9 protein-coding genes and 1 pseudogene are annotated in these 12,763 nt (G+C 65.8%); 8 read left to right on the top strand and 2 right to left on the bottom strand.

Going from position 1 to position 12,763, the window contains the following annotated elements; all coding sequences use genetic code 11:
- Positions 1-15 precede the first annotated feature (15 nt).
- Both VVR41_RS09745 and VVR41_RS09740 read right to left on the bottom strand, forming a co-directional pair.
- Positions 16-1,221 carry an acyl-CoA dehydrogenase family protein gene (locus VVR41_RS09745; RefSeq protein WP_368524603.1) on the bottom strand — a complete coding sequence of 402 codons (1,206 nt, stop codon included), beginning with the start codon at positions 1,219-1,221 and terminating at the stop codon, positions 16-18.
- A 28-nt stretch (positions 1,222-1,249) separates the two neighbouring features.
- Entirely contained in the window at positions 1,250-2,773 is a 1,524-nt protein-coding gene (locus tag VVR41_RS09740; protein ID WP_368524602.1) for an AMP-binding protein, read from the bottom strand.
- A 150-nt stretch (positions 2,774-2,923) separates the two neighbouring features.
- On the opposite strand from VVR41_RS09740, the gene ndk reads away from it, so the two are divergent.
- The 8 genes and pseudogenes from ndk (at position 2,924) to proB (ending at position 12,747) form a co-directional block, all read left to right on the top strand.
- Positions 2,924-3,334: a nucleoside-diphosphate kinase gene (gene ndk / locus VVR41_RS09735; protein ID WP_321101292.1), complete on the top strand. Its 411-nt coding sequence runs from the start codon at positions 2,924-2,926 to the stop codon at positions 3,332-3,334.
- Positions 3,335-3,438: 104 nt separating this feature from the next.
- On the top strand, positions 3,439-5,136 hold the full coding sequence (locus tag VVR41_RS09730; protein WP_368524601.1) for an alkaline phosphatase: 1,698 nt from the start codon (positions 3,439-3,441) through the stop codon (positions 5,134-5,136).
- 169 nt (positions 5,137-5,305) lie between these two features.
- Positions 5,306-5,863 (top strand): TetR/AcrR family transcriptional regulator, encoded by a 558-nt coding sequence (locus VVR41_RS09725; protein WP_368524600.1) that lies wholly within the window; start codon positions 5,306-5,308, stop codon positions 5,861-5,863.
- Positions 5,864-6,113: 250 nt separating this feature from the next.
- Complete coding sequence (locus tag VVR41_RS09720; protein WP_368524599.1) at positions 6,114-9,053, top strand: translation initiation factor IF-2 N-terminal domain-containing protein; 2,940 nt, start codon at positions 6,114-6,116, stop codon at positions 9,051-9,053.
- Between the two features lie 187 nt (positions 9,054-9,240).
- The gene (rplU, locus tag VVR41_RS09715; RefSeq protein ID WP_321101288.1) at positions 9,241-9,546 is read left to right on the top strand and encodes a 50S ribosomal protein L21; all 306 of its coding nucleotides are present in this window, start codon (positions 9,241-9,243) and stop codon (positions 9,544-9,546) included.
- Positions 9,547-9,573: 27 nt separating this feature from the next.
- Positions 9,574-9,825, top strand: a pseudogene (gene rpmA, locus VVR41_RS09710) (50S ribosomal protein L27); the annotation flags it as partial.
- A gap of 271 nt (positions 9,826-10,096) precedes the next feature.
- Entirely contained in the window at positions 10,097-11,611 is a 1,515-nt protein-coding gene (gene obgE / locus VVR41_RS09705) for a GTPase ObgE (RefSeq protein WP_368524598.1), read from the top strand.
- Between the two features lie 2 nt (positions 11,612-11,613).
- Positions 11,614-12,747 (top strand): glutamate 5-kinase, encoded by a 1,134-nt coding sequence (proB, locus tag VVR41_RS09700; protein ID WP_321101284.1) that lies wholly within the window; start codon positions 11,614-11,616, stop codon positions 12,745-12,747.
- Positions 12,748-12,763 lie beyond the last annotated feature (16 nt).

The raw sequence follows: 12,763 nt of genomic DNA, 5'->3' as shown, positions 1-12,763 counted from the left end.
TTCTATCGCGGGGTTTCAACTGGTGAAGGCGCTGGTACCGGTGATGGACTTGCCCACGATGAGCGACTGCATGGTGTCGGTGCCCTCGTAGGTGTGCAGCGTTTCTGCATCTGTCATGTGGCGGATGACGTCGTTTTCCAGCAGGATGCCCACGCCGCCGAACATGTCGCGGGCGTTGGCGGCGACGCGGCGCGCGGCGCGAGTGTTGGTGACTTTGGCAAGCGAGGCCTGCTGCTCGGTGACGGTTCCGGCCTCCTCCATCTTGAGCAGGCGCGTGCAGTAAAGGCCCATCGTGGTGACGTCGGCAAGCATGTCGGCGAGACGCTGCTGGATGATCTGGTTCTTAATCAGGGGGCGGCCGAACTGGACGCGCTCGGAGGCGTAGGCCAGGGCTTTTTCATAGCAGTCCACGGCCAGGCCGAAGGCACTCCACGCGACGCCGATGCGCGAGCCCATGAGGACCTTGGCGGTGTCGCGGAAGGAGGCGCAGCCCGGTAGGCGGCGGGAATCGGGCACGCGGACGTCGTGAAGCCAGATGCGCGCCTGGGGGATGCCGCGCAGGGCGGCCTTTCCGGTGATGGTTTCGGCCTCGTAGCCGGGGGAGTCCTGGTCGACGATGAAGCCGCCGACCTTGCCGTTGTCCATGCGCGCGAAGACGATCGCGATGTGGCCGACGGAGCCGTGGCCGATCCACATCTTCTCGCCGTTGATGACCCACTCGTCACCGTCGCGCGTCGCGGTGGTTTCCAACCCGACGGAGTCGGAGCCGTGGTCCGGTTCGGTCAGAGCGAACGCGCCGCGGATCTCCATGCGCGACATCGGGACAAGATACTTTTCCCGCTGCTCAGGTGAGCCGAGCTCGGCGATGGAGCGCATGGCCAGGCCAGCCTGAACTCCCAGCGCGGTGGACAGGGAAGCATCGCAGCGCGCGAACTCGAAGCCGATGAGGCGCCTGGCGCGCAGGGATACTTCCGGTAGGCCCTCGATGCTGATTCCGTCGCGGACAAGGCCGCGGCGCGCCGCCTCTTCGATGGCCGCGACGTCGTACTCGGCGGCCTCCCAGGCCTCATTGATGCCGGGGCGGGCGTAGTCGCAGAACTCGCGTGCAGTCTTCCACCACGTCAGGTCTTCGCCATCGACGCCGGTGAAGAGGCCGTAATAGTCGGTGCGTGGGTCGAGCGGGACGCTGCGGAATTCGCTGAAAGTCGACGTGCCGGACATAATCTTCCTCCTTGGGGTGGGGTAGTTCCTAGGATGCCTCGTCGCTCCACGGCACCTCGCGGAGCTCGCGGCGCAGGATCTTGCCGGTCGGGTTCTTCGGGATCTCGGAGACGAACTCGACTGCGCGCACCTTCTTGTACGGCGTGACGCGATCGGCAACCCAATCCATGATGTCACCGGCGGTGAGCTCGGCGCCGTGGCGCAGGACCACGAATGCGCGCGGGATCTCTAGCCCGTTGCGGTCCGCGCCGACCACGCCCGCGTCGGCGATGTCGGGGTGTGTCAGAAGGAGCGCTTCCAGCTCTGCCGGGGCGACCTGGTAGCCCTTGTACTTGATCACTTCTTTGGCTCGGTCGATGATGCGCAGCCCGCCGTCCTCCTCAATCCGAGCGATGTCTCCGGTGCGCAGCCATCCGCCGCTAAGCAGCGTCTCGGCGGTCGCCTTCTCGTTGTTGAAGTAGCCCTGCATCACCTGCGGGCCACGGACCAGCACTTCTCCCTCCTCACCTTCGGCGACGTCTTCGAGGGTGTCGATGTTGACTAGGCGGAGTTCGGTGTCGGGGACGGCCTTGCCCACGGTCGCGTGCCCGGCATCGCCGTGGATATTCATCGTGACCATTGGGGAGGCTTCCGTCATTCCCCAGCCCTGGACAACTTTGGTGTTCAGGCGGTCTTCGACGGCGCGCATGATGGGGGCGTCGAGAGGCGCGGCGGCGCTGATGATGAGGCGGGAGGCGCTAAACCACGACGGGATGATCTGTGGGCCCTTGGCCAGGGCAATGGCCATTGGCGGGGCGATGAAGGTCAGCTCGATCTCCTTGTCCGCGTGCGCTGCAAGGAACATATCGAGGTCGAACTTGGGCATGGTGAAGACGTGCTGGCGGCGATACAGCGGTGCGAGGAGCAGAGCAGTCAGTCCGTAGATGTGGGAAAACGGCAGGGCGCTAAGCGTGTTGGCGCGCTCGCTGATCCCGGTGCGCCCCATCATGGCGTCGACTTGCACGATGTTGCTAACCAGGTTGCGGTGGGTGAGCATGACGCCTTTGGGCAGGCCAGTGGTGCCGGAAGAAAACGGCAATGCCGCGAGGGAGTCGGGGTCGACGCGCAGCGCGGGGGCGGAAAGCCCGCGCCGCGCCAGTGCACCGAGCTCCATGGAGAAGATCTGCGGAATCTGTTCGAGGTCGGTCGGGCCGATGAACAACACGGAACCGGAGGCGTGGACAATGTGCTCTACGTCGGCCTGGTTCATGAGCATTCCCACCGGGTTGACCGTGGCGCCGGTGCGCATGATGCCGAGCAGCGCGGCGGCGAAGTTAATCGAGTTCGGAACCTGCAACGTGACCACATCTCCTGGGCCAACTCCACGTTCCGCGAGTGCACCGGCGATGGATTCGACCCGGTCCTTGAGCTCCCCGTAGGTGGCGGTCACGCCTGTGGAGAGCTCGGTGATGGCGGGAAGCGCGGCGTCTTCTGGGGACAGGTCGCCGAGTATGAGGCTGACAACGTCTGTGCTGGGGTAGTCGAGGTCTGGATAGGGGCTGGTGGAAATCACGGAATCACTTCCTTGATGTGACGGGCGTCTCATTATTATGGAATGTGTCTTGTAGGTTACATTGGCGCAGCGCGGGGTGGTGTGATTTCGGCAGATTTATCCCCGGCTTCATGCCCGGCCGTGGCCGCGGTGTCAGTTACAGTGAGCCCCATGACTGAACGCACTCTCATCCTCATCAAGCCGGACGGTGTCGCCAACGGCCACGTCGGCGAGATCATCGCCCGTATCGAGCGCAAGGGCCTCAAGCTGGTCGCCATGGACCTGCGCACTGCCGACCGCGAAACCGCCGAGCAGCACTACGCGGAGCACAAGGACAAGCCGTTCTTCGGCGACCTCGTTGACTTCATCACCTCCGCACCCCTCGTCGCCGGAATCGTCGAGGGCGAGTCCGCCGTCGCCGCGTGGCGTCAGCTTGCCGGCGGCACCCACCCGGTGGAGAAGGCGGCCCCGGGCACGATCCGCGGCGATTTCGCTCTGAAGGTCTCCGAGAACGTTGTGCACGGCTCCGATTCGCTGGAATCCGCAGAGCGCGAGATCGCCATCTGGTTCCCCAACATCTAGGTTCCTGCCGCCACGTTGAACGCCGGGTAAAGAGCCTGTGAAAAGGTCTTTAACCGGCGTTTTTCATGTTGCGCGGGGCACGCGAGGAGGCGACATTGAAGGCCATGGCCTCCTTCGAGCTCTCCCGCATCCCCCTCCCGCGCCGCAGCTTCCTCATCGGCTCTGGCATCGCTGCCGCCTCTGTCGCTGCGTCTCCAGGTGCGCACGCACAGTCGTCTGGCTCGTCACTCCCCGGCGCTGTCGCTTTTCCGGGAGCGCCCGAGTCCGAGTACTCCCACTTCATGCACGGAGTAGCCTCGGGCGATCCGACACCGGAGTCGGTAATCCTGTGGACCCGAGTGACCGTGAGCCCGGACGCTGTACCGGGTTCCGGCATTGGCGCCGAGGCCACTGTTGGTTGGGAAGTAGCCACCACCCCAGATTTTGCCCAGATAGTCCGCACCGGAACCACGCAGGCGAGCGCGGCATCCGACCACACCGTTCACGTCGACCCGCACGGGCTCAACCCCGCAACCGTCTACTTCTACCGCTTCACCTACAACGGTGTGACCTCCCCGGTTGGCCGCACGAAGACCGCGCCGGCCTACGATGCGGCCGTCGATGAAATCACCTTCGCTGTTGCCTCGTGCGCGAACTGGGAAGCAGGGTACTTCTCCGCCTACCGCGACATGGCCGAGCGCGGCGAACGTGGCGAGTTCGATGCCGTCGTCTTTCTGGGTGACTACATCTACGAGTACCCGACCGGAGGTTTCACGGGTAAGAGCGGCGTCTCGCGGCCCCATTCGCCGCTGCACGAGACGATTACGCTCACTGATTACCGGATGCGCCACGGCCGCTACAAGCAGGACCTCAATCTGCAGCGCGCGCACGCGTCCGCGCCCTGGATCGTGGTGTGGGACGACCACGAGACGGCCAATAACGCCTGGCGTGCCGGGGCCGAAAACCACATCGAGGGTGCCGAAGGCGCATTTGCGGATCGGCGCGCGGCCGGACAGCGGGCCTACTTCGAATGGTTGCCAGTGCGCGCAACCCGCCCGTCCGACGGCGGGCATATCTACCGCAGCCTGCAGTTCGGCAACCTGCTCAACCTCACCATGCTGGACCTGCGCTCGTACCGCGACGAGCAGGTTGCGCGTCACCTCAGCTACGACGACGGACGCACCATGCTGGGCAACGAACAGATGCAGTGGCTTGCCAGTACCGTGCGCGCCAACACCGCAACGTGGAACGTGATGGGTAACTCCGTGATGGTCGCTCCCATGGTGCTGGGCAGGCTCCCGGAGACGAGCTCGGATGCGGTGATCGCCAACCAGATGCTGGGCCGGTTCTCTCGTTCGGTCAGCGGTTTGCCGCTCAATCCGGACCAGTGGGATGGGTACGCCTCCGCACGCAAGGAGCTTTTCGACGTCCTCGCTGCCGACGGTGCCAATGTTCTCTTCCTCACCGGCGACATCCACACCGAATGGGCGAATTCCGTCATTCACGACGGTCGTGAGATTGGCTGCGAGTTGGTCACTGCGTCGATAAGCGCCGCGAACGTCGACGACTGGATCGCCACAGCGACGCAGATCCGCGTGCCCGAAGACAACTCGGCGTCCCACCTCGCGGAAGGGCTGATCCGCCAGCTCAACCCGTGGGTCAAGCACCTCGACCTCGACGCGCACGGCTACGCGGTCACGCGCATCCGCCGAAGTGAAATCGGCATGGAGTTTTATCGCGTCTCCGATGTCGAGCACCCGGAGGCTGCGGTCCACCTCGCCGCGACGAAGCTGTGGCGCGCGGGGGAGGGCTTCATCAGCTAAAACAGGGGGTCCAACCCCCGATCTCCATGGGAGGACGCTGGCAGATTAATCGAAGTCCAGACAGGGCTAATCACCATCGGTTTACCTGGTATTGGATATGAATTAATGTGCATGCAAAGTGGGATCGGAGGTGAGCATTGTGGTTCAAAGTGGCGAACAGACGCGTGCCGTGGATAAGCGCAGTGCGATTCTTCAGGCGGCGACCCGACTGATGGTTACGGAGGGCCTGAAGAAGGTCACCCACCGACATGTGGCGGCCGTCGCGGGCGTGCCCGTGGGGTCGATCGGCTACTACTACTCGAGCCGCGAGCGCCTCATCGAGGTCTGCCTCGCCGAGATTCAGTCCCAGCGCGTATCCCTGCTCGCACGTGGCACTGCCGCAGTGTCTGGTGACGCCACCGCGGAGGAACTCGCGGATCTCTTCATCGACTCCCTCACGCTACGCAACCCTGCCGACCTGGGCGGTTACGTCCTGCTTTCCATCGATGCCGCTCGAGAGGAGCACGATTCCGCGGCGTCCGGTGCGTCCGCCACGGCGCAAACACGGGTCGCCGAACTCGTTGAGCTTGGCGACGAGCTCCTGGCCGCCGCCCAACGCCCGGGCGTGAACGCACGCCGCCTGCTCGAGGTCGTCATCGGAGCGGTGATCGTATCCTCCCACCTCGGGGAAGACCCTCGTGCGACAGCTCGCGCGGCGCTGGTAGATGCTCTCGGCGCACACGCATAATCGCCGAGCCCCGTAACGCCCCTTTAGGGGTCTCCTGTGCCAGAATGGGAGCCAGCACCGCGCCACGCGCCCGGTGCGGACAAGCTTCCATACACGTCCCCGCGGAGCGCGGCGGCCGCGCGGCGGCGGCGAGGTAGTATTCGCCAGCGCCCGGTGCCGTGCCTGCGGGCTACACAACAGGAGAGAGCTCGTGTCAAAGAGCGCAGAATCCGAGAAAACTAAAAGGCCCCGCAGAAAGTCGACGAAGAAGGTGACGAAAAAGGCGGACAACAAGCCCGCTGCGACCTTCGACCGTTCCGCGCTGGGGGAGAAGACCCGCGTTTTCCAGCTAGCCAAGCAGCTGGAGATCCCCTCAAAGGAGCTGGTGGTAACCCTCAACGAGCTCGGCCTGGTCAAGGTAGCCCAGTCCACGCTGACAAGGGCTGAGGTCGAGCAGCTTCTCGACGCCCTCGAGTCCCCGAACAGCCCCGTCAACACCGTTGATGCTGAGGCGGGCCGCCCGGAGCAGGAGGAGAAGATCCGCCAGCGCGTGCGTAAGGACGTCGAAAACGAGATCCACCAGATCGAGGAGAAGGTGGAAGCGGAACTGAGCGACGCCGCCGGCGAGCCCGACGCTGAGGATGCTGTAACTGTCGAGGAGGACAGCGACGAGCTGCTCACCAACGTCGAGCCAGAGGTGACCCCGGCCCCGGAGACCGGTGACGCCACTCCGTACACGCCGCTGTTCAAGCCGCCGTCACGGGCGGAGCGCCGGCGTGCCAGCCGGGCCGGAAGTGCGGGTAAGGCATCTGCGGCCCAGTCTTCCGCGGGTGATGCGCCTGAGACGGCGGCAGTGAACACTGAAAAGCACGCCGAAGAGATCTCTGCCGGGAGCGATGTCGCAGATGCTTCCGCAGACAATGAAGGCGTCGAGCAGATCGAGGAGCCGAAGGGCATCAAGGGCTCTGCCCGCCTGGAGGCGCAGCGCCGGCGCCGCACCGAGCGCCGCGAAGAGGGGCGCAAGCGCAGCCGCATCGTCTCGCAAGCTGAGTTCCTGGCGCGCCGCGAGTCCGTCGAGCGCACCATGGTCGTGCGCGAGCGCAACCGTCGTGACGGCGCAGGCCGCATCACCCAAGTTGGTGTCCTGGAGGATGGCCTGCTTGTCGAGCACTTCGTCACCTCCGACCAGAACGCCTCGATGATCGGCAACATCTACCTCGGCCGCGTGCAGAACGTGCTGCCGAGCATGGAAGCGGCGTTCATCGATATCGGGCAGGGCCGCAACGGTGTGCTCTACGCTGGCGAGGTGGACTGGAAGGCGGCCGGCCTCGGCGGTCGCTCCCGCCGCATCGAGCAGGCGCTGAAGTCCGGCGACCAGGTCCTTGTCCAGGTATCAAAGGACCCGATCGGCCACAAGGGCGCGCGTCTGACCACGCAGATCTCGCTGGCGGGCCGCTTCCTCGTCTACGTTCCCGGTGGCCGCAGCGCGGGTATTTCCCGCAAGCTCCCGGCGCCTGAGCGCAAGCGTTTGAAGGAGATTCTGAACAAGGTCGTCCCAGGCAAGGGCGGAACCATCATCCGCACCGCCGCAGAAGGCGTGCCGGAGGAAGCCATTGCCGCCGACGTCAACCGTCTCCACACCCAGTGGGAAGCCATCCAGGAGCAGGCGGAGAAGGAAAAGAAGTCGAAGGGCGCGAAGCCCGTCACCTTGTACGAGGAGCCCAACCTCCTGGTCAAGGTCGTGCGCGACCTCTACAACGACGACTTCAGCGCGCTTATTGTTGACGGTAAGCGTCCATGGAACATCGTCCACGCCTACGTCTCCTCCGTCGCCCCGGACCTCGTCGACAGGCTGGAGCGTTACGACGCCGCCGCCCACGGCGGCCAGGACGCGTTCGAGGCGTACCGGATTGACGAGCAGATTCAGAAGGCACTGTCTCGCACCGTGTGGCTGCCGTCGGGTGGCACGCTCATCATCGAGCGCACGGAGGCCATGACGGTCATCGACGTCAACACCGGCAAGTTCACCGGCTCGGGAGGTTCGCTCGAGGAAACCGTCACCCGCAACAACCTCGAGGCCGCCGAGGAGATCGTGCGCCAGATGCGCCTGCGCGACCTCGGCGGGATGATCATCGTCGACTTCATCGACATGATCCTGCCGGAAAACCAGGAACTGGTACTGCGCCGCCTGAAGGAAGCGCTGGGACGCGACCGGACCCGCCACCAAGTCTCCGAGGTCACTTCGCTCGGGCTGGTGCAGATGACGCGCAAGCGCCTTGGCACGGGCCTGCTCGAGACCTTCTCCACCCCGTGCGAGCACTGCGGCGGCCGCGGCCTCATTCTCACCGAGGACCCCGTCGACGCCGACCTGAACGCACCCGCCGACCCGCCGCACCGCAGCTCGCGCAAGCCTGCGCGCGACGATCAGCCTCACCAGGCGCGCGCCGAGGACACTCCGCGCAAGGAGAGCCAGAGTGTTATCGCGCTGGACGAGGACGCGCTCAACGAGATCGCCGACTCGGTGCTCGGAACGCGCGAGGATCGCTCGGCTGAGGACGCCAGCGGTGAGCCCAGGGACGAGAATCGGGACGAGAACCAGGACGAGAGCCGCAAGGAGCGCTCCGGCCGCGGCCGACGCCGCGGGCGCCGCGGAGGCAGCCGTGGGCGCGGGCGCGGCGCAGAGGTCCCCGAGACCGCTGAGTCCGCCTCGAAGCAGCAGCGTCCGGAAAAGGAGCGTCCGGAAAAGGATGAGTCCGACGAGCGCAGCTTTGAGCAGGCCGTCGCCGAGTTCGAGGCGTCCCCGCGCCGCAAGCGCCGCACCCGCGGCAACTCGCGGTCCGACCACGCCCCGCGGCGTGAGGACTTCGCGCAGGACAGCCGTGACGCCCGTGAGTCTGACAGTGAGCACACTCCGAAGCAGGACGAGCGCAAGGGCCGCCAGGACCGCCAGGACCGCCAGGAGCAGCAGCAAGAGCAGCGGCAGGAACGCAGTCGCGGGCGCGGGCGTCGGCGTGCGGTGCGCCGCTCCCAGGCCACCGCGGATGGTGGGTCGAAGGTTGAAGAGCGTCGGGAGGGCGTCGAGAAGCGAAAGAAGGCTGAGAAGACTGGGAAGGCCGGGAAGTCGGAAGACGCTGCGCAGAACCGCAACCGCGAGTCCGATTCTTCCCGTGGGCGCGGGCGCCGGCGGGCGGTGCGCAAGAAGTCGTCCTAAGGAGTATTTGCCCTTTATAAGGGCTGCGTAGTAGTCTTTGACAGTCGCTGTTATGGGGCGTGCGCGCCCCGTAGCCCAAGCATGCGGGCACGGCGGGCGGTATCCGTCCCCCATAACGCTAATTACTGTTCCACACGCTTCCGAGGCATGCCGGGGGCGTACGAGATGAGATAAGGGGTAACCCTCTATGTACGCGATCGTCAAGACCGGCGGCAAGCAGTACAAGGTTGCCGAAGGCGACCTGGTCAAGGTCGAGAAGATCGAGGGTGAGGCGGGCGCTAAGGTTGCGCTCACCCCGGTCCTTCTCGTCGATGGCGCAGATGTCACCGCAGGCGCAGATGCACTGTCCAAGGTCAACGTTGAGGCCGAGATCGTCGAGCACGGCAAGGGCAAGAAGATCGAGATCCTCAAGTACAAGAACAAGACCGGCTACAAGGTCCGCCAGGGCCACCGCCAGCCGCAGACCACCATCAAGATCACCGGTATCAAGTAAGACTTCCTAACTCAAGGAGATACAGACATGGCACACAAGAAGGGTGCATCCAGCTCCTCGAACGGTCGTGACTCTGAGTCCAAGCGCCTCGGTGTGAAGCGCTTCGGCGGTCAGCAGGTCAAGGCCGGCGAGATCCTCGTCCGCCAACGCGGCACCAAGTTCCACCCGGGCGACAACGTCGGCCGCGGTGGCGACGACACCCTGTTCGCTCTCGCAGCAGGTTCCGTCCAGTTCGGCATCAAGCGCAACCGCCGCATCGTGAACATTGTCCCCGCCGACGGCGAGGGTGTCTCTGTGGAGGTCCTCGAGGCCGCAGAGGCAGCCGGCGTCGTTGACGAAGGCACCGCCGCGGAGGCAACCGCGTAACTCACGTTCGTTGAGTGACTGCCGGCAGCGACATCGCTGCCGGCAGTTTTTGCATTGAAAATACAATTCACCAGGCTGTTGTGAACGCCAGCTATTCGAGCCCACGCCCACGCGGCGTGGAGGCGCCGATGGGCAAACTGGTAAAGTAGCAGGCCACAACCAACGTCACCGGAGGTATCTGAGCATGGCCCAGTTCGTCGATCGTGCGGTACTGCACCTCCAAGCAGGAGACGGCGGCCACGGCTGTGTGTCCGTCCACCGGGAGAAATTCAAGCCGCTCGGCGGCCCTGACGGCGGAAACGGCGGCCACGGCGGAGACATCATCTTCGAAGTCTCGCCGCAGGTCCACACCCTGCTGGATTTCCAGTTCCGCCCGCACCTGAAAGCCAAGCGCGGCAACAACGGGGAAGGCGACCACCGCAACGGCGCCCGCGGCGAGGACCTCGTGCTTGAGGTGCCCGTCGGCACTGTCGTGCGCTCCCCGGACGGTGAGATCCTCGCGGACCTGACCGTGCCCGGCACGCGCTTCATCGCGGCCGAGGGCGGCTTCGGCGGTCTGGGCAACGCAGCGCTGGCCACCGCCAAGCGCAAGGCCCCCGGCTTTGCACTCAAGGGCGAGCCCGGCGAGGCACACGACCTCGTCCTAGAGCTGAAATCCATGGCGGACGTCGGGCTGGTCGGCTTCCCCTCGGCAGGCAAGTCCTCTCTTATCTCTGTGCTCTCGGCAGCGAAGCCGAAGATCGCGGACTACCCGTTCACCACCTTGCAGCCGAACCTCGGCGTGGTCAACGTCGACAGCGGCACCTTCACCATCGCCGACGTGCCCGGACTCATCCCGGGCGCCAGCCAGGGAAAGGGGCTCGGCCTCGACTTTTTGCGCCACATTGAGCGCACCGCCGTGCTGGCGCACATCGTCGATGTTGCGACGATGGATCCGGGCCGCGACCCGATCTCGGACATCGACGCGATGGAAACCGAGCTCGGGATCTACGCCGAGGACCTTGCCCGCGAAGCGGAAGACACCGGCATGGGGGACCTGCGCGATCGTCCCCGCATCGTGGTGCTCAACAAGATGGACATCCCCGAGGCGCGCGAGCTCGCCGACTTCCTTGAGGAGGACATCAAGGAGAAGTACGGCTGGCCCGTGTTCAAGATCTCTACGGCAACCCGCGAGGGTCTCGACGAGCTCAAATGGGCGCTGTGGGACATCGTCACCCGCTCCCGCAGGAGGCGCCCGGTCGTCGCCGCCAATGCCACGCCGCAGGTCATCCACCCGCGCGCGGTGGACGATACGCGCGGCTCCGGTGTCGATGTCGCACCCGATCCGGAGTACCCGGGCGGCTGGATCGTCACCGGCGAGAAAGCGGAGCGCTGGATCCGCCAGACCGACTTCGAAAACGACGAAGCCGTGGGCTACCTCTCCGACCGCCTCAACAAGGCGGGCGTGGAGGACAAGCTGCGCAAGCTGGGCGCCCGCGAGGGCGACACCGTGACCATTGGTGAGATCTCCTTCGATTGGGAGCCCTCAATTGGTGGCGACCCGACCAACGCCGGCCGCGGGCGCGACGGACGCTTCGGCGGCACCGAACGTGCCTCCGCAGCCGAGCGCAAGCGTGCCTCCCAGGCGCGCCGTGGCCTGATCGACGAGCTCGACTTCGGCGATGGGCAGGAAGCGGACCGCGAGCGTTGGCAGGGGTAGAGGTGAACGACGACCTTTCGCAGGAACAATTGCGCCAGCACATCGCTACCGCCCGCAGGATCGTGGTGAAGATCGGGACCTCGTCGCTGGTCAATGCCGATTTTTCCGTGTGCAGGGACAAGATCGACCGCATCGTCGACGCGCTCGAGGAACGCATGCACGCCGGAAGCGATGTCATCGTCGTGTCCTCCGGCGCGATCGCCGCGGGTGTTGGCCCGCTGGGGTTGAAGTCGCGGCCCCGCGACCTGGCCACCAAGCAGGCCGCCGCCGCCGTGGGGCAGGTGTACCTGGCACAGACGTGGGGCGAGTCTTTCGCTCGCCACGGCCGCGCCATCGGCCAGGTCCTGCTCACGCAGGCGGATGCGGGACGCCGCGACCGCGCACGCAACGCGCAGCGCACCATCGACCGTCTGCGCCAACTCCACGCGGTTCCGATCGTCAACGAGAACGACACCGTGGCCACCTCCGAGATGCGCTTCGGTGACAACGACCGCCTATCCGCGATCGTGTCCACGCTCGTCTCGGCAGATGCGCTTGTGCTGCTTTCCGACGTCGACGGGCTCTACGACCGCCCACCCACCGACCCCGGCGCGCGGTTCCTGTCCGAGGTGCGCACCGGCAACGACCTGGCGGATGTCGCAGCGGGCGACGGCGGGCGACTCGGCACTGGCGGCATGGCCGCCAAGGTGTCGGCGGCGCGCCTGGCAGCGCGCGGCGGCGTACCGGTGCTGCTGACCTCTGCCGACAAGATTGGTGAGGCGCTGCGCACCGCGGAGGTGGGCACGGTGTTTCACACCCGGCCGTCGTCGCGGCTGTCGGCGTGGAAGTTCTGGGCGCTCTACGCCGCCGACGCCGAGGGCGTGCTGCGCCTCGACGCCGGCGCGGTCGAAGCCGTCACCCGCGGCGGCACGTCGCTTCTTGCGGTGGGTATCACTGAAATCGAAGGCGACTTCCACCGCGGCGACATCGTGGAGATCCTCGGCCCGAACGGCCAGGCCGTCGGCCGCGGCGAGGTCGCCTACGACGCAGCCGAGCTGCAGCTCATGCTGGGCAAGAGCACGTGCGATTTGGACGTGAGCCAGCGCCGCCCGGTCATTCACGCGGATTACCTGTCCAACTACGCCACGCGCCTGTAGCGGGGCGTCTGCGCCG

The organism is Corynebacterium sp. LK2510, from assembly GCF_040946405.1.
Taxonomy (GTDB): Bacteria; Actinomycetota; Actinomycetes; order Mycobacteriales; family Mycobacteriaceae; genus Corynebacterium.
This window is presented reverse-complemented; position numbering and strand designations above follow the sequence as displayed.